Annotated in this window: 17 protein-coding genes; 3 read left to right on the top strand and 14 right to left on the bottom strand. The window is 74.2% G+C overall.

The genetic code is table 11. From position 1 onward, the window contains the following. The first annotated feature begins 65 nt into the window (after positions 1 to 65). Entirely contained in the window at positions 66 to 1,232 is a 1,167-nt protein-coding gene (locus tag PUR61_RS10915; protein WP_329878261.1) for a CapA family protein, read from the top strand. A gap of 58 nt (positions 1,233 to 1,290) precedes the next feature. On the opposite strand, the gene PUR61_RS10910 is transcribed toward PUR61_RS10915, so the two are convergent. The 3 genes from PUR61_RS10910 to PUR61_RS10900 all read right to left on the bottom strand — a co-directional run bounded on the left by PUR61_RS10910 (position 1,291) and on the right by PUR61_RS10900 (position 4,027). Beyond that, positions 1,291 to 1,989 (bottom strand): siderophore-interacting protein, encoded by a 699-nt coding sequence (locus PUR61_RS10910; protein WP_329878259.1) that lies wholly within the window; start codon positions 1,987 to 1,989, stop codon positions 1,291 to 1,293. Between the two features lie 69 nt (positions 1,990 to 2,058). Beyond that, the gene (locus tag PUR61_RS10905; RefSeq protein WP_329878257.1) at positions 2,059 to 2,706 is read right to left on the bottom strand and encodes a TetR/AcrR family transcriptional regulator; all 648 of its coding nucleotides are present in this window, start codon (positions 2,704 to 2,706) and stop codon (positions 2,059 to 2,061) included. A gap of 4 nt (positions 2,707 to 2,710) precedes the next feature. After that, positions 2,711 to 4,027: an MFS transporter gene (locus PUR61_RS10900; RefSeq protein WP_329878255.1), complete on the bottom strand. Its 1,317-nt coding sequence runs from the start codon at positions 4,025 to 4,027 to the stop codon at positions 2,711 to 2,713. Between the two features lie 316 nt (positions 4,028 to 4,343). Here PUR61_RS10900 and dhbC point away from each other — a divergent pair, with 316 nt between their 5' ends. Next, a complete protein-coding gene (gene dhbC, locus PUR61_RS10895; protein ID WP_329878490.1) occupies positions 4,344 to 5,546 on the top strand; it encodes an isochorismate synthase DhbC in 1,203 nt (400 codons plus the stop codon). A gap of 265 nt (positions 5,547 to 5,811) precedes the next feature. Here the strand turns inward: dhbC and PUR61_RS10890 are convergent, their stop codons facing one another. From PUR61_RS10890 to PUR61_RS10840, 11 genes are all read right to left on the bottom strand, one after another. Beyond that, entirely contained in the window at positions 5,812 to 7,188 is a 1,377-nt protein-coding gene (locus tag PUR61_RS10890) for an MFS transporter (protein WP_329878253.1), read from the bottom strand. Beyond that, positions 7,185 to 8,510 carry an ATP-grasp domain-containing protein gene (locus PUR61_RS10885; RefSeq protein WP_329878251.1) on the bottom strand — a complete coding sequence of 442 codons (1,326 nt, stop codon included), beginning with the start codon at positions 8,508 to 8,510 and terminating at the stop codon, positions 7,185 to 7,187. The genes PUR61_RS10890 and PUR61_RS10885 overlap by 4 nt, the downstream gene beginning before the upstream one ends. Further along, positions 8,503 to 10,179, bottom strand: a complete 1,677-nt coding sequence (locus tag PUR61_RS10880; protein ID WP_329878249.1) for an AMP-binding protein — start codon at positions 10,177 to 10,179, stop codon at positions 8,503 to 8,505. Before PUR61_RS10880 ends, PUR61_RS10885 begins: the two co-directional genes overlap by 8 nt. Further along, the gene (locus PUR61_RS10875) at positions 10,180 to 12,219 is read right to left on the bottom strand and encodes a hypothetical protein (RefSeq protein WP_329878247.1); all 2,040 of its coding nucleotides are present in this window, start codon (positions 12,217 to 12,219) and stop codon (positions 10,180 to 10,182) included. Continuing rightward, entirely contained in the window at positions 12,216 to 12,482 is a 267-nt protein-coding gene (locus PUR61_RS10870) for a phosphopantetheine-binding protein (protein ID WP_329878245.1), read from the bottom strand. Before PUR61_RS10870 ends, PUR61_RS10875 begins: the two co-directional genes overlap by 4 nt. Next, positions 12,476 to 13,345, bottom strand: coding sequence for an aspartyl/asparaginyl beta-hydroxylase domain-containing protein (locus tag PUR61_RS10865; RefSeq protein WP_329878244.1), 870 nt, complete (start codon positions 13,343 to 13,345; stop codon positions 12,476 to 12,478). The genes PUR61_RS10870 and PUR61_RS10865 overlap by 7 nt, the downstream gene beginning before the upstream one ends. Positions 13,346 to 13,389: 44 nt before the next feature. Beyond that, positions 13,390 to 14,391: a proline racemase family protein gene (locus PUR61_RS10860; RefSeq protein WP_329878242.1), complete on the bottom strand. Its 1,002-nt coding sequence runs from the start codon at positions 14,389 to 14,391 to the stop codon at positions 13,390 to 13,392. A gap of 64 nt (positions 14,392 to 14,455) precedes the next feature. Further along, the gene (locus PUR61_RS10855) at positions 14,456 to 15,391 is read right to left on the bottom strand and encodes a PhzF family phenazine biosynthesis protein (protein ID WP_329878240.1); all 936 of its coding nucleotides are present in this window, start codon (positions 15,389 to 15,391) and stop codon (positions 14,456 to 14,458) included. After that, positions 15,388 to 16,503: a DUF6421 family protein gene (locus PUR61_RS10850; protein ID WP_329878238.1), complete on the bottom strand. Its 1,116-nt coding sequence runs from the start codon at positions 16,501 to 16,503 to the stop codon at positions 15,388 to 15,390. Before PUR61_RS10850 ends, PUR61_RS10855 begins: the two co-directional genes overlap by 4 nt. A gap of 25 nt (positions 16,504 to 16,528) precedes the next feature. Next, positions 16,529 to 17,362: a DUF6202 family protein gene (locus tag PUR61_RS10845; protein WP_329878237.1), complete on the bottom strand. Its 834-nt coding sequence runs from the start codon at positions 17,360 to 17,362 to the stop codon at positions 16,529 to 16,531. A gap of 208 nt (positions 17,363 to 17,570) precedes the next feature. Then, entirely contained in the window at positions 17,571 to 18,737 is a 1,167-nt protein-coding gene (locus PUR61_RS10840; RefSeq protein WP_329878235.1) for a GNAT family N-acetyltransferase, read from the bottom strand. Between the two features lie 240 nt (positions 18,738 to 18,977). On the opposite strand from PUR61_RS10840, the gene PUR61_RS10835 reads away from it, so the two are divergent. Continuing rightward, positions 18,978 to 20,180 carry a PQQ-dependent sugar dehydrogenase gene (locus tag PUR61_RS10835; RefSeq protein WP_329878233.1) on the top strand — a complete coding sequence of 401 codons (1,203 nt, stop codon included), beginning with the start codon at positions 18,978 to 18,980 and terminating at the stop codon, positions 20,178 to 20,180. The last annotated feature ends 155 nt before the right edge of the window (positions 20,181 to 20,335 follow it).

The raw sequence follows: 20,335 nt of genomic DNA, 5'->3' as shown, positions 1-20,335 counted from the left end.
CGGAGGGGGAGTGGGGGAGTGGCGTAGGCTGACCGCGCTCTTGGACCGACCCACGGGGGGAACACATGCGCCGTGCCGCGGCCGCCGTCGCACTGCTGCTCGGGCTGATACCCGTCGCCGCCTGCGGACCGGACGACCCCGACCCGGCCACCGTCAAGGCGGCCAAGGAGGCCAAGGCCGCGAGTGCGGCGGCCGAGGCGGCGAAGGCGGCCCCGGAGGCGTCCGGCACTCCGGACGACCCGACCTCCTCCGACGGCGCCGACGCGGCTCCCCGCCCCGACGGCAGCATCACGGTGGCCTTCGCCGGCGACGTGCACTTCGAGGGCCGCACCGAGGCCCGGTTGGGCGTGAAGGCGCCCGAGACGGCGCTCGGCCCCATCGCCAGGACGCTCTCGGCCGCCGACCTGGCCGTGCTCAACCTGGAGACCGCGATCACCGAACGCGGTGCCCCCGAGGCCAAGACCTACACCTTCCGCACCTCTCCCAAGGCGCTCACCGCGCTGAAGGGCTCGGGCGTCGACGTGATCTCCCTCGCCAACAACCACGCCGTGGACTTCGGCGCGGAGGGCCTCACCGACACCCTCGCCGCCCAGGACTCCTCGCCGGTCCCGATCGTCGGCTTCGGCCGCAACGCGCAGGAGGCGTACGCCCCGTACGTGTCCACCGTGCGCGGGGTGAAGGTCGCGGTGGTCGCGGCCAGCCAGGTCGAGGACCTGACCAACCAGAAGTGGCGCGCCGGCGCCAACAAGCCCGGCATCGCCTCGGCGCTGGACGCCGCCGCGCTGGTCAAGGCGGTCGAGACGGCGAAGAAGCAGGCGCCGGTAGTGCTCGTCTACCTGCACTGGGGCGACGAGGGCAAGGCCTGTCCGACCAACGCCCAGACCACCATCGCCCGGAAGCTCGCCACCGCCGGCGCCACGGCCGTGGTCGGCACCCACGCGCACACCATGCTCGGCTCCGGAATGCTCGGCGCCACCTACGTCGGGTACGGCTTCGGGAACTTCCTCTGGTACGGCACGTCCAACTACGCCAACTCCAACGAGACCGGCGTGACGACGCTGACGGTCGGCCCGACCGGGAAGGTGCTCGGCGAGGCGTTCGCGCCGGCGACCATCGACGACAAGGGCGTACCCGTCCCGCAGTCCGGCGCCGCGGCGACCGCCGCCCTCAAGCGGCGCGACGGCCTGCGCGGCTGTACGGGGCTGACTCCCGCACCGAGCCCCACGCGCTGACCTCCGCGCGCCGGGTCCCTCGCGCCGGGTCCCGCGCGTCGGGCGGGACCGGCGGACGTCAGCCCTTGTGGTCGGACTCGCCGTGCTTCCAGTAGCCCTTGCTGTGGACGCGCTCGCGCGGAAGCGACCAGTCCGTCAGCAGGTGGCGGCGGACGACGGCGACGGCGTGGGCCTCGCCGGCCAGCCAGGCGGCGGTGCCGGCGGGGATGTCGGTGGCGAGCAGGGTGTCGGCGAGCAGGCTGCCCTTGGTCTGCTCCGGGCGCCGGACGAGCCAGTGACCGGTGAGGCCGGGCCGGGCGGGGAGGGGCAGGACGTTCCCGGGGTCACCGATCTCGACGAAGAGGGAGACCGGGATCCCCGGCGGAAGGTCCTCGATGATGGTGAGCGCGGCGGGCAGGGCACTCTCGTCGGCGGCGAGGAGGACGTGTTCGGCCCCTTCGAAGGAGGGGCGGCGACCACGCGGTCCGGCCAGCTGCGCCCGGTCGCCGGGGCGGGCGACGGCGGCCCAGCGGGCGAGCGGGCCGTTGTCGTGGAGCACGAGGTCGATGTCCACCTCGCGGTCCGCCGGTCGGTGGTGGCGGATGGTGTAGGCCCGGGAGTGGCCTTCGGGGATCGCCACCTTGACCCACTGGGTGGGGTGTTCGATGGGGAGGTCGCTCAGGGTGGGGCCGGTGAAGGTGATCCGGGTGAGCGCCGAGGTGAGCGGCGTGACGGCGACGACCCGGACGTCGTAGGTCGGGCGGGTGCGGTTGAGCATGGTGACTCCTGAACGGACCCGGAGGTGAACACGGGCCGGAGTGAGGGGAGTTGGTGAGGGCGTGGAAGGTCAGCGCGGAAGGTGCCGGTCGAGCAGCGCGTCGACGAACGCGGTGTCGAGAGGGCGGCGCAGGACCAGGGCCCGGTGGTAGAGCGGGGCGAGCAGGGCGTCGAGCAGCAGGGCGGCCCGCTCGTCGGGGTCGTCCCCCGTGGGGTCCAGGCAGGCACGGGTGTGGGCGACGTCGCGGGCGCGCAACTCGTCCAGGAAGCCACCGTGCAGCAGATCGGCCGTACGGGAGTCGAGTTGGGCGTGGCCGAGGAGGGCCTGAAGGACCCGGCCGGCCGGCGCCTCGCCGAGGAAGGCGGCGAACCGGTGGACGTAGGCGCGCAGGTCGGCGAGGGTCGACGGGGAGTCGGGCCAGGCCAGTGCGGTGGAGGCGTCCAGGACGAGATTGTCGAACAGGATGTCGACCTTGGACTTCCACCAGCGGTAGATGGTCTGCTTGGCGACCCCGGCCGCAGCGGCGATGCCCTCGATCGTGAGACCTTCGAAGCCCTGCTCCACCAGGAGGTCGTCGGCCGCGTTCAGCACGGCCAGGCGCGCGGCCTCACTGCGGCGGCTGCTGGAGCTGCTGCCGGTGGCGGGTCGGGGCTGGGCGGCGATGGTGCTCGGGTCCTTGTGCGGGGGCGGCTGGCCGGGGGTGTCGATCGTGGTCATCCTCTCATGCCTCCTCGGCCAGGGCCGCCGACGGACCTGCGGTGTTCGCTCCGGTCGGACCCGGGGTGCCGGTCGGACCCGGGGTGCCGGACTCCTCCGCCCCCGTCGCCTCGCGGGTCCGTCGGACCAGACCGGCCGCGACGCCCACCGCCAGTGCCGCGACCACGGCACTGAACGTCACCCCGCCCGTGCGCAGCCCGGTGGCCTGGACGAGCACGCCCACGCCGATGACCGGCACCGAGAGCATCGAGAACAGCACGGCGAAGAAGGTGGACACCGTCTCGCCGCGCCGCTCGGGGGCGACGCCGCCGTTGATGGTGCCCAGCCCGGTGCCGATGGCGGTACCGGTGGCGAGTCCGTTGACGCAGGCGCCGAGCAGCAGCGGCGCCAGCGTCCCGGTCAGCAGCGCACCGGCGATCAGGGCGGCGGCCAGCACCAGTCCGGCGCACGCCAGTGGCAGGGTGCGGGCCGGGGGGAGGACGCGGACGAGCAGCTGCCCGACGGCGGTGGAGAGGAAGGCGAGCGCGACGACCAGGCCGGTCAGCGCGTGGTTGTGCAGGTCGAGCACGGTGGCGAGGAAGAGCCCGCTGACCGCCGTCAGCACGCCGCTCACGGCGAAGCCGGAGCCGCCGGCGAGCGCGGCCCGCAGGAAGGCGGGGCGGATGTCGGCCGGTATGCGCAGGGGCTGGAAGCGGAGGCGGATCCCGCCGGCGCGGATCTCGGCGGGGACGGTCTCGGGGACGGCGGACAGGCCGATCAGGGCGATGCCGGTGAGCACGAGGGCCGCCGTCCAGGGCAGTCGGAGCGGCGAGCCGGCCCATTCGGCGAGGATGCCGGAGAACAGGGTGCCGCCGGCCAGGCCGCCCATGTTGGCGGCGAGCGCCAGGGTCTGGGCGCGCAGCCGTCGTTCGGGCGCGGCGAGGTCGAGCAGGGCCGCGGTCGCGGCGCCGGTGATCAGTGCCGCGCCGAAGCCTGAGAGCACCCGGGCCGTGAGCAGCCAGGGCAGCGAGTCGGCGGCCTCGAACAGTCCGGCCGCGGCCGCGGCGAGCAGCAGGGCGGTGGCCATGACCGGGCGCCGGCCGATCTGGTCGGACAGCCGGCCGAGTGCGAGCAGTCCGGCGACGACGCCCAGCGCGTAGACGGCGAAGATCACCGTGACCATGAACGGCGAGAACCCGAAGGCGTGTTGGTAGAGCGAGTAGAGCGGGGTCGGGACGGTGGTGCCGGCCATGGTGACCCAGAACGCGAGGGCGACGGCGGCCCGGGCGAGCGGGGCGGAACGGCCGGGCGGGCCTGTGCGGCCGGGCGGGGCGGAGGGCATGCGGGGGCTCCACTGAGGAGGAGGGCAGGGGAGGGTGTTGGCGGCCGGTCCGTGCCGGTGGGCGGGACGATTCGCGAGATTGGACGCAACGTTGCGTCTCGATTGGACCGTAACACCAGACGCAACGTTGCGTCCACCTTCGGGTGCGGCCGGCGTCCTGCGGGCCGTCGCGGTCCGACCCGGAAGCCGTGAAGGACCTCTCGGCGGAATCGTTCGATTGTGTTAGGTTAGGCTTGCCTAATGTTGCTGGTCGGAGGGGATTTCCTGTGCAGCAGTCCGCATTCGCCGCCTCGGCCGCCGCTCACAGACTGGGGGAATCCAGGTGACCACGGTGCATCACGCCCCCGCCGGGGCGGACCACGCCGTCATCGGCGCGGCCAGCGGACTGCTGGGTCAGTACCGGGCCGCTCCCGACCAGGCGTTCTTCGCCTCCCCGACCCGCACGCTGCTCGCCGAGGGCGTGCACGCCGAGGTCCCGCAGGACGGCCGCCCGCTGCCCGTCCGGGTCGCCGAAACCCTCGCGCAGGTCCGCCGTGACGGCGTGGAGAACCCGCTGGTGGTGGGCGCCGTGGCCTTCGACCACGACAGCCGTGCCGAACTCGCGGTCCCCGTCAGGGTCCGCGCCTGCGGCGCGCTGTGCGACGACCCGCTGATCGCGCTGCCCGCCCCGGCCGCCGACCGGGTGCAGTGGGACGTCCGGCCGGTGCCCGCGCCGGAGACCTACGGCGCCGGCGTCGCCGAGGCCGTCCGACGGCTCCAGGAGGGCGAGTTGAGCAAGGTGGTGCTCGCCCGGACGCTGGAGCTGAGCGCCGCCGAGCCGCTCGACCTGCCCGCCATCCTCCAGCGCCTCGCGCGGCGCGACCCCGGCGGCTACACCTTCGCGCTGCCCGCAGGGTCCGGCCGCACCCTGATCGGGGCCAGCCCCGAACTGCTGCTCTCCCGCCGCGGTGTCGCCGTCCTGGCCAACCCGCTGGCCGGCTCCGTCCCGCGCAGCCCGGACCTCGGGGAGGACGTCCGCCGGGCCGCCGCGCTCCTGGAGTCGCCCAAGGACCTGCACGAGCACGCGGTCGTGGTCGACGCCATCAGCGCCGCGCTCGCCCCGTACTGCCGCACCCTGGACGTGCCGGAACGGCCCACCCTGGTGCGCACCGCCGCGATGTGGCACCTGGCCACCACGATCACCGCCGAACTGGCCGACCCGGCCGTCTCCGCCCTGGAGCTGGCCACGGCCCTGCACCCGACCCCGGCGGTCTGCGGCACGCCGACACCGCTCGCCCGGGAGGCGATCCGCGAGATCGAGCCGTTCGACCGGGGCCTGTACGCGGGGATGGTCGGCTGGGGCGACGCGAACGGCGACGGCGAGTGGGTCGTCACCCTGCGCTGCGCCGAGGCCGACGAACGCACCCTGCGGGTGTACGCGGGGGCCGGCGTGGTTGCCGCCTCCCGGCCCGAGGCCGAACTCGCCGAGACCAGCGCCAAGTTCCGCACCTTCCTGGACGCCGCCGGGGTGCCGCGGTGAGAGGGGCGGCCGACGGCCCCGGGGTGAGCGGGCCGGCGCGGCCGGGTGCGTCGACCCGGGCGGCGTAGCCGGGCCGGGCCCGGGCGGCCCGTACGGCAGCTCGCCCCACCCAGAGACTCCGGCGGCGCGCCCCTCCTCACGGGGCGCGCCGCCGGGACGCACCCGGTACGCGCCGGTTCGCCGGGCGGGCCCGCCCCCGGACGACGCGGCGCGTCACCCGTCGGGTTCCGACGGGTGACGCCTGCACGCTCCCCGGTTCGTGCCGTCAGGTGAGGTTCGCCCCGACGCCCACCGCTGCGGGCGCGGGCCGCGGACCGGTCATCCGGTCCATGACGGGCCGGCAGATCGCGCCCGTCGCCAGCACGATCACGGCGAGGGCCAGCCAGCCGGGCAGCCCGAGGGCGAGCGGGAGCGCGCTCAGGACGGCCGGTGACACGCCCTCGGCGAGCCCGTGCCCGAGGCCGAACACCCCGGCGTACTGGCCCTGTGCCTCGGCCGGGGCCAGCCCGAAGGAGTACTCGGCGGCTGCGGCGGTGTGCCAGATCTCGCCGAGCGTGTAGGCGGCCATCCCGGCGGCCAGGGCGACGGTGGCGAGCCAGCCCGGGGGAGTCCCGGCCACCGCCATCAGGATCAGGCCCGCCGCGACGGCCAGCCCGGCCCGGCGCATCGCGTTCCCGGCGGACGGCACGTCGGCGACGCCCCGGCTGAACCGGACCTGGAGGACGACGACGAGGACGGTGTTCAGGACGAGTACGCCGGAGATGGTCCAGCGCGGCGCCGCGGTGTGGTCCGCGATCCAGAGCGGGAGCAGGAACGTCGGGACCGCGAAGTGCAGGGACATCACCGCGTTGACCGCCGTCGCGGTCAGGTAGGTGCGGTCGCGCAGCGCCGCCCAGCCTCGGCCGGAGACTCCACCGGGCCCGGCTGCGGATTCGGTTGCGGACTCGGAGCCGGTCACGGTGGCGGGCGGGGCTCCCGGGTCGGTGACGTGCGCCGCGTCGGTCGTGACCGCGGGGCCCTCCAGGGCGAACGGCGGGAGCCGGAGCAGGATCAGCCCGGAGACGAGGTACGTCAGGGAGCGGGCGATCATGACGGCGAGGAAGGCCGCCCGGGTGTCGACCTGGACGGCGAAGCCCGCCGCGACGGCGCCGAGTGCGATCGCGAGGTTGCCGACCGACCGCAGGTAGCCGCGGAACACGGCCGGCGAGTCCCCGCCGAACGCGCGGACCAGCGGTGCCAGGGTGGACCAACTCGCCGCGACCACGGCGCCGGAGAGCACCGAGACCGCCAGGTAGGTCCAGAACGCGTCGACCAGCAGGAGACCGGTGTTGACCACCGTCCCGCACACCGCGACGACGAGCTGGACGCGCTTGGGCCCCCATCGGTCCGCCAGCCGGCCGACGTACACCCCGGCCAGCAGGCCCGTCATCGCCGCCGCGAACAGGCCCACGGCCACCTGGGAGGCGGGCAGTCCGACGATCCGGGTGAAGAAGAGCGCCCCGGCGGCGACCGACATCCCGGTGCCCAGGCTGTGCACGAAGGAGGTGAGCGCAACCACCCGCTGCCCCCGGTCGGACGGCAGCAGTGCGGACGACAGCAGGGCCGCGCCGGGCCGGCCCGCCGGCGGGCGGGACCTCGTCACCGCCACAGGGTGTCCCCGAAGTCGGCGCCCGGCTGCCAGGCCCGCTGGAACTCCCGCCGCCCGCCGGTGGTCAGGTGCTCGGGCAGCACCCACAGCCGTTCGTCGAACCAGCGCCGGACCTCCTCGAAGCGCCCGGTGAGCTCCTCGACCGACTCCGCGACGACCATGAACTGCCCCACCCGCTGGCTGGTGTTGGCCGGCCCGGCCGCGAACCGGGTGCCGACCGGGTGCTCGACCCGCGCGAACTCCACCTGCGGCAGGGCGACGAGGTCGGCCGCCGTCGGGCAGCCGAGCAGCGTCCCCGGCCGGCCGGGCAGGTAGGTGCCGCCGAAGATCTCCGGCCGGACCTCGGGCTTGATCTCCGGGCGGGCGCCGAGCGCGATCCGGACGGCGCACTCGGCGACGTTCACCCCGAACTTCGCCTGGATCTGCTCGTGGATCAGCCCGCCGCCGCGCCGTGCGGCGCACTCGCCGAAGGTCAGCGACCCGGACGCCGCGTCGTGGAAGAGCTCCATGTGGAACGACCCGTCGTGCAGGCCCAGCGCCCCGAGCGCGGACTCGACCACGCCCCGGGCCCGCTCGTACACCCAGGACTCCCGGACCGGGTCGAAGTGCCGCAGCCACAGCGGCTGTCCGCTCTCCAGCGCGGTGAGGCAGGGGTCGCCGTAGGCGCCCACGGCGAGGAACAGCAGCTCCCCGCCGAAGACGACCCCGTCCACGAACCACTCGTCGCCGCCGATGTGCTCCTCCAGCAGGAACGTGCGCTGGGCGGGCTTCTGCTGCCGGTACTCCTCGCTCCGCGCCCGGAGCTCCTCGACGGACCGGACCGAGGAGGTGAAGGACGTGGCGGCCCCGGCCACCGGCTTCAGGACGGCGGGCGAGAACGGCAGCTCGTCGAGGTGGGTGACGTCGAGGACGTCGTCGACGACCAGGTAGTCCGCGGTGGGCAGCCCGGCCCCGCGGACCGCGCGCTTCTGCAGCGACTTGTCGCGGAACCGGATCGCCACCTCCGGGTCGAGTCCCGGCAGCCCGAGGTGGCGTGCCAGGACGCCGGCCGTGACCATGGAGAACTCGTCGGAGGTGTGGACGGCGTCGAAGCCGTCGGCGTCCGGCCCGGCCCGGCGCAGTGCCGCCAGGACGCTCTCGACGCTGCTCTGGTCGTCGACGTCCAGCACGGTGAGCTCGGGCGGCACGCTCATCAGCCCGTCGTCCCGGGACGCCGCGCCGCGGACGACGACGGCGTCCACGTCCAGGCGGACGCACGCGTCGAGGGTGTACCGGTCCAGTCCCACGACGAGCAGGCGAGGTCGGCGATCAGCCATGATTGTTCCTTCGGTTCTGCGTGCGTCCCCAGTCCTCCAGGGCGGCACGGTCCAACTTTCCGTTCGGCGTCAGCGGCAGGGCCGCGACGGCCACGGCACGGGCGGGCACCAGGAACCCGGGGAGCACCGCGGCCAGGGCGGCGCGCACCCCGAGCGGGTCGGCGGAGCCGGCCGCACGGTCGGCCTCCTCGTCCGGCCGCACGGTGTAGGCGAGCAGCAGCGACTGGCAGCTCCCGTCGGCCTCGCGGACCGGGACGGCGGCGCAGTCGAGGACGCCGGGGACGGCGCGCCCGGCGCGCTCCACCTCGGCGGGCTCCACGCGGTAGCCGCGGAGCTTCACCTGGCGGTCCCCGCGGCCGAGATAGTGCAGCAGGCCGTCGTCGTCCACCCGTCCCCGGTCGCCGGTGCGGTACACCCGGGTGGGCACGCCGTCGACGGTCAGGGTGCGGAACTTCTCCGCCGTCAGGCCGGCCTGTCCCAGGTAGCCGTGGGCCAGGCCCTCGCCGGCCACGCAGATCTCGCCCTCCTTTCCGGGCGGGCAGATCTCGCCGAAGCCGTCGCCGAAGCCGTCGCCGTCCGCGCCGCCGTCCGCTCCGGCGTCCGCTCCGGCGTCCGCGAGGACGAGGAGCCGTGTCCCGGGAGCCGCCGTGCCGAGCGGCACGCCGTCGGGCCGGTCGCAGTCCGGGAGCGAGACCCGGTGCCAGGAGACGAACATGCAGCACTCGACCGGCCCGTAGCAGTTCACCAGCGGGACCGTCGGATGGGCCCGTACGAACCGGCCCGCGTGGGCGCCGGACATCGCCTCGCCGCTGACCAGGACGGCCCGCAGACCGGTGAAGCAGCCCGGGTCCACGTCGACGAACAGGTTGAACAGGGAAGTCGGCAGGTGCACCGTGTCGGCGCCGTGCCCGGCGACCGCCGCACGCAGCGAATCCGGGAGGAAGAGCGGGGCACCCGGGCCGGGGAGGAGACACGTCCCGCCCGCGACCAGCGTGCCCCACACCTCCAGCGCGTACATGTCCCAGGCCGCGTTCGACACCTGCGGCATGACGTGGCCCGGGCCGAACGACGCCGGGCCGGTCCCGTTGAACAGCCGCAGTGCCGCCCGGTGCGGCAGGACCACGGCCTTCGGTGAACCGGTGGTCCCCGAGGTGAAGATGACCATGGCGGGGGACTCGCCGTCGGCCGCCCGCCGCACCGGTGCGCCCGCCCGGTCCGCGAGTTCGGCCGGCGGTTCCGGCGGCGGCGTCCAGACGGGGAAGCCGTGCCCGTCCGTCGGCCCGGGGTCCTGCGGCCCGGGGTCCTGCGCCCCGGCCAGGTCCGTCACTGCCCGGGCGGCCACCGCCTCGTCCGCCACCGCCAGCGGCGACCGCAGCCGTCCGACCAGCGACGCCAACCGCGCGGGGGGCCACCCCGGATCGAGCACGGAGTAGGCCGCGCCGCACTTCAGCAGGGCCAACTGGACGATGACCAGGCGCGCGGACCGGGGGAGGATCACGGGGACCAGGCTTCCCGGCCCGATGCCGAGGTCCGTGAGGAGCGACGCCAGGTGGTCGGCCGCGCGGTCGAGGGTCCGGTAGGTGACGGTCGTTCCGGGCTCGACCAGCGCCGGACGGTCGGGCGTCAGCAGGGCCCGGCGGGCCACCGCCGCGTGGAGGGTCCGGTTCATCTAGGCCTCCCCGGCCGGCAGGACGGCGAACGGGCAGCGGAGCAGGGACAACGCGAGGTCCTGCACCGCGAAGACGGTGAAGTGGTGCTCCTGGGGCGGGGCCGACGCGTCGAGGTGCACCTCGAAGACGGCATTCGGCCGCCCCGCCCGCCGGTCGGACCCGGCCGCCCCCGGTCCGACCGCCTGGACCGGCGGCGAGACGGCGGCCCGGACGCTCCACGGCAGGAGCACGCCGACGTGGACCGGCCCGGGGCGCGACGGCACGACCGGCACCTCGATCCGCAGCGTCCCGCCGGCGGGGACGGTCGCGGCGGAGGCGGCACCGAGCAGCCGCGCCGCGCCGTCCGTCCAGTAGCCGACCGGGCCGCAACTCAGGCAGACGTGGGCGGTGGTGAGCGGGACCCGGGAGGTGAACCCGCGGCGCGGGTACTGCCAGGCCTCCCGCCCGCACAGGACGCAGGGGGTGGTCACCGCCTCGGTCCGCGCGACCGAACTCCGGTCGCCGAAGAAGCGGGGGAACTCGGAGAGCGGGTCGTCGGGCCGCTCCGACATGCGGACGGCGATCGCCCGGTCGAGCACCCGCGCCTCCTCCCGGAGCGTGCCGACGAACGCCTCCCGGTCGGCGGCCGGACCCATGACCGGCCGGACGGCCGTGAGCTCGGCCCGTTCCGCAAGCTGCCCGAGCGGCTCTCGCAGCGGGTGCGCGGCCGGCAGCATGCCGGTCATGAGGAACCCCTGGGCCCGGGCCGAGAGGCCGCCGACCCACCCGGCCTGCTCGGCCGCCGACTCCACGGTCGCCTTCCCGGTCGCCTTCCCGGTCGGCCCGCCGTCCGACTCCCCGTCCGACTCCCCGGCCGGTTCCGGGGGCGACGAGGCCCCCGGGTAGGCCGAACTCGGCAGCCCCACCTGGATGAACGTGGGGTACGGGTGCAGGGCGTACAGGCTCGCGTTCAGCCGCCGGGCGGTGCTCCCGTCCCCGTCCGCCGAGTCCAGCCAGACGAGGTTCTCGACGCGGGCCGACTGGTGCATGGAGAGCGCGGCGACCACCGCCTGGGCCGGGCCGTCGACGGCGTTCAGGAGCAGCTGGTAGCGGGGGTCGTAGGTGGCGAGGTCCGCCAGGGCGCCGCTGTCGCAGCCGCTGAGCACCAACTCGGCGGCCCGGACGCGGTGGGCGGGGATCAGCTTGTCCTCGGGCTTGTAGCAGCCCCGGCCGTACGAACAGGTGGGCCCGGACCGGCCGGGGCCGGCGGCCGGGCTGAGCCCGCACACCGTGTGCGCGCCGAGGTTGATGCTGTCCTCGGTGCCGTGCCCGCTGACCAGCACCCGTCGCCAGACCCGCTCGGCGGTGAGGCGGACCAGGTCCGCGCCGCTGACGGTGCGTGCGTCGTGATAGGTCGCGGAGGTGGCCACCGGCCGGGTGTCGAGGTCGGTGAACAGCCCGGTCGCACCGTCGGGGTGGACCTCGCCGTACTGCTTGGCGATCGCCCAGGTGAGCGAGTGGAGGTCGCGGCCCGTCAGCAGGAAGACGGCCCGGCCGCGGGCGTACGCGTCCACCAGGACGGGGCCGATGACGTCCATCCGGAGGTCCTCGTACCGGCCGAGGACGACCAGCGGGCCGTCGTCCGCGGGCGGCGCGCCGGTGGTGCGGCCGGCCGCGTGCGCCGCCGGCGCGCCGTGCTCGGTCCAGTGCCGGGCGAGCGGGCGGGCGAACGCGCGGATCGTCGCCGGCACGTCCCCCACCACGACTCCTGCCGCGCACACCGGCGGGCGCCGCCGGGCCGGGTAGAGGCCCGCTGCGAGGTCGAGGGCCGCCAGGAGGTCGGAGCGGTCGCCGATCCACACCGGGACGGCGTCCTCCGCCCCGGACCCGAACGCGGCGACGGCGCGCGCGAAGTCCGCCGCGCCGGACACCGCGCGGAAGATGCCCGGGACTCCCGCCAGGTCGTCGGTCCCGCTCGTGACACCCGTGGTGCTCGTGCCACCCGTGCCGCCCGTGCCGCTCGCGCGGGAAGTGCGGTCGGTGTCGTCAGTGCCGCTCATGCCACCCCGTCGTCGTTGACGATCGCGGCGGCGAGCGCGTCGACCGTGCGGTGTTCGAAGATCACCCGCAACGAGAGGTCGCGGCCGAGTTCCTCCCCGAGCCGGGAGGCGGTGCGGATCGCCCCCAGCGAGTGACCGCCGAGCTCGAAGAAGTCCTGGTCGGGGTCGATCCGGTCCACGCCGAGCACGTCCCGCCAGACCTCGGTGATGTGCTCGACCAGTTCCGCCCGTGGCGACCGCCCCTCGTCGGGCCCGCTCAGCACGGCAGGAAGGCGAAGTCCTCGCCGACCTCGCGGGAGAGGACGAAGAACTTCCTGGCGCGCTCGGCGATGTCGATCAGCTCCGGGTCGCCGGACTCCCGGGTGATGTCGACCAGCCAGTCCCACGAGGCCCCGATCGGCACCTCCTCGGCGAAGTGGATCCGGCCGAGCAGGAACGCGATGTCCTTGATGTTGTACCGGGAGACGACGGTGCCCAGGGCGCGCAGCCGTTCCGGCAGGTCCGCGGCGGCCGGCCGCCGCTCCACCAGGGCGGGTTCCAGGTCGGGCCGGTACAGCTCGGGCCGCGCGAAGATGTCGGCGGGCCGGAAGCCCGGACCGGCAGCGAAGTCCAGGCAGAGCGACCAGCGGCTGCGCGAGGACATGTTCATCCCGGCGTGGATCTGGGCGGCGTCCAGGAACCACACCTCGCCCTTGCGCATGTGGAAGACCATGTCCTCGTCGGAGTTGACGGCGTGCTCGTTGTCCTCCAGGAAGACGATCACCCGGAAGAACTCCGTGACGTCCCCGGCCTCGATGAAGTCGCGGTGCGGGATGATCGAGAACTCGGAGACGTTGCGCCCGCGCACCATCGTCAGCCGGCTCCCGTCGAACCACTCGGCCAGCACCTCGCGGAGGTACGGGACCTCGTCGAGCAGCTCGGTGGGCTGTCCCGGCCGCTGCTCGTGGCCGTACCAGAAACCGTCGCCGTGGTCGCCGGAGGCGTTCCACAGGTTGAGGTTCAGCCAGGTGCCGGTGGTGAACACCTGGTACGGCTCCTGCGGGACCGGGAGGCTCGCCAGGCGGGCGACGTCCTTGGCGAGGCGCTCGTCGTCGAACGGGATGCGGCCGAGTATCACGGAGGCCATGGAGAGGCGTGCCCTTCTGTTCCAGAGGCCGGGGAGGGGTCGGGTCAGAGCTCGAAGCCGGCCGGGAACGGGTCGTCGGGCGACAGGAAGTACTGCGCGGTGCCGGTGATCCAGGCCCGTCCGGTGACGGTCGGCACGACCGCCGGACGGCCCGCGACCGTCGTCTCCTCGACCAGGCGGCCGGTGAACTTCGAACCGATGAAGGACTCGTTGACGAAGTCGGCGCCGATCGCCAGCTCGCCGCGTGCGTGCAGCTGCGCCATCCGCGCGCTGGTGCCCGTCCCGCACGGCGACCGGTCGAACCAGCCCGGGTGGATGGACATCGCGTGACGGGAGTACGACGCGTCCGAGCCGGGCGCCTCGAAGTAGACGTGCTTCACACCGCGGATCCGGGCGTCCTCCGGGTGCACCGGCTCGTCGGTCGAGTTGATCGCCTGCATGGTGGCCAGCCCGGCGGCCGTGATCTCGTTCTTGGCCTTCCGGTCGAACGGCAGCCCGTAGTCGTCGAGCCGCACGATCGCGTAGAAGTTGCCGCCGTACGCCACGTCGTAGCGGACGGTGCCGAACCCGGGAACCTCCAGCTCGGCGTCCAGCCGCTCCGCGAAGGCGGGCACGTTCCGCAGGGTGACGTGCTTCGCGACCCCGTCCGTGACCGCCACGTCGACCACGACCAGGCCGGCCGGGGTCTCCAGGCGCACCGTGGTGACCGGCTCGGTCACGGGGACCATGCCCGTCTCCACCAGTACGGTCGCCACACCGATCGTGCCGTGGCCGCACATCGGCAGGTAGCCGGACACCTCGATGAACAGCACCCCCCAGTCCGCGTCGGGCCGGGTCGGCGGCTGGAGGATGGCCCCGCTCATCGACGCGTGCCCACGGGGCTCGGTCACCAGCAGGGTGCGGATGTGGTCGAGGTTGTCGCGGAAGTGGATCCGGCGTTCGGCCATCGTCGCGCCGGGGATCACCCCGACGCCGCCGGTGATCACCCGGGTGGGCATGCCCTCGGTGTGGGAGTCCACCGCGTGGAAAACTCGATTGGTGCGCATGTCGTCCCTCTGGGGTCTGGGTCTGGACGGGGGGCTGGGGTGTGAGGTCCGGGCGGAGCCCCGGTCAGGGGCGCCGCGCGGGATCCGGGCTCTGGTCGAGGTCCTCCTCGGAGAGCTGGATCACCCCGGTCATGTACGGTCGTGCCGCGCCGATCAGGCCGACCCGGTCGCCGGTCAGCTCGCAGTCGAGGCTGATCGTGCGGGTCCGGCCCAGCCGGGGCGAGAACTGGTGGGCGTGCAGCCGGGTCCGGCCCAGTCGCTCCGCCCAGTACGGGACGAGCGCGCAGTGCGCCGACCCGGTGATCGGGTCCTCGGGGATGGACAGCTTCGGCCCGAAGAATCGCGAGCAGAAGTCGGCCCCGTCACCCGGCGCGGTGACGACGACTCCGCGCAGGTCGAGCGCGGAGAGCGCGCGCGGGTCCGGCACCACCGCGCGGACCTGTGCCTCGTTCTCGTAGACCGCGATGTAGTCCATCGACCGGTAGACCGCCGTGGGTGCCACCGGTCCCAGCCCGCGGAGCAGGTCCGCCGGCGGGTCCACCGGAGTGAACTCCAGGGCGGGGAAGGTCAGCCCGAACCGGTCGCCGTCCCCCTGCCGGGCGACCACGAGCGGTCCGCTGGCCGAGTGGAACGTCACCTCGTCCCAGTCCGGCTCCAGGTGGGTCAGGACGACGTGGGCCGCGCCCAGCGTGGCGTGCCCGCACAGGTCCACCTCGGTGGCCGGGGTGAACCAGCGCAGGTCGTAGGCGTCCCCGTTCCGGACGATGAAGGCGGTCTCCGGGAGGTTGTTCTCCAGGGCGATGGCCTGCATGACGGGTGCGGGCAGCCAGCTGTCGAGCGGGCAGACGGCCGCCGGATTCCCCCACAGGAGCCGGTCGGTGAAGGCGTCCACCTGGAAGATCGGGATCCTGATCGCCGACGTGTTCACCGGCGCGCTCACCGGCGCGCTCGCCGTCGTGTTCGTCGTCGTGCTGCTCGTCGTTGCGTTCGTCGTACTCACACGCCCAACCTCTGCTTGGCGTCGGCGAAGAACGGGATGTGACGGTAGTCCTTCGCCGCTTCGTCGTAGTCGGTGTACCGGTTGGTGAACTGCAGGAGCCGGTCCTGGACCTGTTCCGCCGGCTCACGGTGGATCCGTCGCTCGATGCCCTGGATCTCGCCGAGGAACTCGGCGAGGACGGCGGGCAGGCCCGGCCGCAGATGGATCAGGCCGCCGTGCACCCGGATGCCGTCCGCGGCGAGCAGGTAGTTGAACAGCAACTGCGAAGCGACGGCGTCGTAGTTGGGCCGGGGGATGCCCTCGACGGCGTAGCGCAGCAGCCGTTCGGACAGGATGTACTCGTAGGCGAGCCGTGCGTCGCGTTCCGGGAGACCCGGGTCGTGGAGGCAGGCGAGCATCGCGGACACGTCGACCCGCAGCTCCTCCAGGCCGGCCAGCGGCTTCAGCTTCTTCACCGGGAGGAAGTCCGGGATGGGCATGTCGCCCTGCCGGTGGTGGTACTCGTGCAGCCGCACCCACCAGGACGACGCCTGCTCGACCTCCGCCGGCCCCGCCGTCTCGACGAGCGGGAAGGAGCCCGGTGCCATGACGTGCCGCGTGAGCAGGCGGGTCAGGCGCAGGTGCCGTTCCACGAACTTGTCGATGAAGTAGAAGATCAGGTCGCCGCTCTCCTGCCGGCCGTCGAGGTGGTTCTCCGGGAAGAGCGCCACGACAGGTCGGGCCTCGAAGCCCTTCGACATCCGCTCGATGGCGACCGGCAGGGTCGGGCTGGGGTACCGGACCTCCAGTCCCTCGTCGGTCGGCAGCGGCCGGTAGGCCAGGAAGTCCAGGGAGAGGGTCGGGAAGTAGGACGCGTCGAACAGGGAGAGGACGTGGCCGTCCTTCCTGCCGTTGATGTGCGCCTTGGTCCGGAGCAGCCGGGGGTCCTCGGTGAACGTCAGGACGTCCTCGGCCAGCGCCTGCGCGGCGGGCAGGTTCCGCAGGGCCGGTGACGAAGTCAGCTCGTGCGAAAGGCGTTTGAGGAAAGCCTCGTCCCGCAGCTCGTCGCGCCGGACCGAGCCGCGCAGCGCGTTGACCGCGTCGACGACGTCGTTCAGTGGCTCGTTGTTCACTTGGTTCCGTACGTCCTTCCCCGGATCAGCTCGCGGAGGCCTGCGCCGGGGCCTGTGCCGGGGTCCCGGCGGCGAGCGGGCCGGAGAGCTGGTCGGCGAAGTCGTCGAGCGCGTCGGCCCAGTGGGCCGCGTACCCGGTGGCGAGCCGCAGCAGCTCGGCCGCGTCCTCCTCGCCCTCGACCAGCGCGGTCATGCCGGTCTCCTCGTCGCTGACCGACTTGGCGTGGCCGGTCTCGGCCTTGATGTGCGCATCGATCCACACCAGCGCGTCGGAGTCCGCGAACAGCTTCTCCCCGCCGACCTGCACCTTGCTGTACACGCGCCGGAACGCGACGGCGATGTCCAGCGCGATCGCCTCCACCACCCGCAACTGGACCGCCGCGCCGAGCCGGTGGTCGGCGAGTGCGTCCATCGCCTCCAGCAGCCTGGCGACGCCCGCGGGCAGCGCCGGCGCGGACTCCTCGCCCGAGGCTTTCACCAGCGGCGCCACGATCGAGTCCGCCCACCACAGGTAGTGGATGCCCGCCGCTCCGCCCGGTGCCACCGCGCCGAAGTCGTCCGCCAGGTTGTCCAGGTCGTCGCCGATCACCCGGAATGCGGTCTGGAAGGCCGCAAGGGTCTCCCGCTCCGGAGCTTCCTGCGCGGCGAAGTGCCGGGCGGCCGCGCCGAGTCCGCCGATCGTGGTGAACATGAAGGCCTTGGTCATGGCCTCCCACTGCCGCGCCACGGCGAGTGCGTTCGCGGGCGGGACGTCGTCCACCAGCCGCGCGTTCGCGAAGAAACGGTTTCCGGGTCGGACCAGCCCCGCCGCCCGGACGATCGAGGAAACCTGCTCGTCAAGTGCCGTCTCACCAGGCATGATTGCTCCCCCTTTGCCTGTGCCATTTCACATGCCACACGTTAAATGGCATCTGAGGAGGTGTCAATGATCCCCGGAGGGGCGGGAGGTCGGGCGGGAGGTCGTGGCGGGAAGGTGGTCGGGGGTGCGGACCGGGGCTCGGGCGGGCGTGTGTCGTCGCCCCCGGGGCGGGTGGCGGCCGTGCGCCCGTGGGTGTCGGTCGACGCCGCTACGGGCGGACGGCGTTCGGGCCTCCGCGCCGGCCGGAGGGCGGTTGCGGTCGGCGGTTCCCGGCGGGCCGGAGGAGCTTGACCAGCCGGCGGTGGCCGGGGCCCCACTCGTACCCGAGAGCCGAATTGACCGCGATCATCGGGATGTTGGACGCCTCGACCTCGGTGCACGCGGTCCGCACGCCACGGGAGGCGAGGTGTCGGGCGGCGTGCAGCTTGAGCGTCCGGGCCAGTCCGCGCCCGCGCCAGGAGCGCAGGACGCCGGTGAAGTCGATGTGGCAGACGCGCGGGTCGGCGGTCTCGCGGACGGCCGTGACGCCGACGATCCGGCCGGCGGCCTCGGCGGTGAACACCCAGTCCGGGCGGCAGCCCTGGCCGGACAACGCCTCGGCGTGCCAGCGCTCGAAGCCGGGCACCGCGTCGGCGAAGCCCGGGTTGTCGCTCGACGTCTCGCGGTAGAGCCGGTGGAGCTGCCGGGCCGGCTGCGGTGCGCCGGAGGTGGCGAGCGTGCGGAGGTCGATGCCGAGGGGCGGCGGCGGGGCGAGGGTGCGCGGCTCCAGCCGGGCCGTGGCGGTGCGGATGTGGGCGTCGATGCGGTGGCCGCGGGCGATGAGCAGATCGAGGAGTCCTGCGTGGCCGCCGCCGCGTGCGCTCCGGCCGCTGTCGGCGGTGCTGTCTCGCCCCTCGCCGTCGCCCTCGCTTCCGCCGGAGGTCCGGTGGACGTCGGCTCCGTCGGCGTCGGGCGCGGCCCCGGCGGACTCGCCGTGGTCCGGCAGCTCGCCGAGCAGCCGGCGCGCGCCCGCGCCGTGGGCCCAGTCCTCGATCCCGTCGAGAAGGGGGAGCAGGAGCTCCGCAGCCCGGCCCGGCGTGCCGACGACGAGCGAGGCGACGTCGCCCGGCGGCGTCCAGGGAGCCCGCCATGCGGTCGCGAACGCGAGGAGCCCGCCGCTCGGCCCGGGATCCACCAGACGGATCCGGCCGTGCCCGATCAGGAGGCCGTCGGGGTCGGTGGCAAGGCTGCCGACGGGAGGCATCACCTCGTCCTGCGCCCGGAGCTCCGCCGCCGTGACCTGTTCCGGCCCGGCGGAGGACAGGAGCGCGGCCAGCGCCGGATAGTCGGTGGCGGGCCAGAACGGGCGGATCACGCCGTTCGCAAGATGCGTCACATGTGACACCTTACTGATGAATGTCGCGGCCCGTGCGGGAATCGGGCGAGTTCGCCCGGCGGCAGGTGCCCGCCCCCCTGTGCGGTGCTCCACCGGAGCGAGGGCGGGGACGGGACCGCCCGGTCGGCCGTGCGGGCGCGGCGGGTTGCTGACCGTGCCGTCCGGCGATGTGGTCTGCTGGGAGTGCGTCCGCCGGACGTTCGTGTCGCCATGCGCCTGCCGCCTCCGGGAGGGTCACCGATGCTCCGCCGCTCCGCCGCCGCCCTGCTCGCCCTGCTTCTCGGACCGGCCGCCGTCGTGGGCTGCTCCTCCGCCGCCGCGCCGGACCGCGCCGCCGACCCGGCACCCACCGGCACGCTCGTCGCCTCCTCGCCGGCCCCCGTGCCGACGGCCGCCGGGACGGCGCCCGCGACGGCGCCCGCGACCTCCCTGGCCACCACGCCCCCCGCCGCACCGGCGGTGAACGTCCGGGCGACCGTCACGCAGGACCTCGACGCCCCCTGGGGCCTGGCCGTCCTTCCGGACGGAGACCTCCTCGTCGGCGAACGCGACGACGGCCGGATCGTCCGAGTCGCGGCCGACGGCGGCGCGAGGACCGACGTCGGCACCGTCGCCGGCGTCGCCTCCGGTGGGGAGGGCGGCCTGCTGGGACTCGCCCTCTCGCCCGGATTCGCCACCGATCACCGGCTGTACGCCTACCACTCCACCGCCGACGACAACCGCATCATCCGGCTGGACTACGACCCGACCCGTCCGGCGGGCGAGCAACTCGGCGCTCCCGAAGTCCTGTTGAAGGGAATCCCGCACGGCTCGCGGCACAACGGAGGCCGCATCGGCTTCGGTCCGGACGGCTTCCTCTACGCGGGTACCGGCGACGCGAGCGACAAGGCACTCGCCCAGGACCGCAACTCCCTGGGCGGCAAGATCCTCCGTCTCGCTCCGGACGGCGCACCCGCCGCCGGCAATCCGTTCCCCGGCTCGCCGGTCTGGTCGCTGGGCCACCGCAACGTGCAGGGCCTCGCCTGGGATCCCCAGGGCCGGCTCTGGGCCTCCGAGTTCGGCCAGGACACCTGGGACGAGCTGAACCTGATCACTCCCGGCGGCAACTACGGCTGGCCGACCGTGGAGGGCGTCGGCGGTCGCCCGGAGTTCACCGACCCGGTCGCCCGGTGGCGTACCGCCGACGCCTCCCCGAGCGGCATCGCCTACGCCGACGGTGCCGTCTGGCTGGCCGCGCTGCGCGGCGGGCGGCTCTGGCGCGTCCCGCTCAACGGGGATCAACTCGCCTCTGAGCCACAGGAGTTCCTGTCAGGCGACTACGGCCGGCTGCGGACCGTCGTGGCCGACCGGGACGGCACGCTGCTGCTCGTCACCAACAACACCGACGGCCGCGATGAGCCGCGTCCCGGCGACGACCGCATCCTCCGCCTGACCGTCTCGTAGCGGCTCGCCGGGCCCGCCCTGCCGGCGGGACCCGTCTGCCGGTCATGCCGCTCCGCCCGGCCGTTCCGCCGCCCCGTTCCGCCGCCCGTTCCGCCGCCCCGCGCCGGGCCTCCGGTCCGCGTCCCCGCTCCCCGGGGCGCCCGGCGTCCGTGCGC

Origin of the sequence: Streptomyces sp. BE20 (assembly GCF_036322525.1) — a bacterium.
Taxonomy (GTDB): Bacteria; Actinomycetota; Actinomycetes; order Streptomycetales; family Streptomycetaceae; genus Kitasatospora.
Note: the sequence above shows the minus strand (reverse complement) of the source record. Positions and strands in the feature narration are given on the sequence as shown.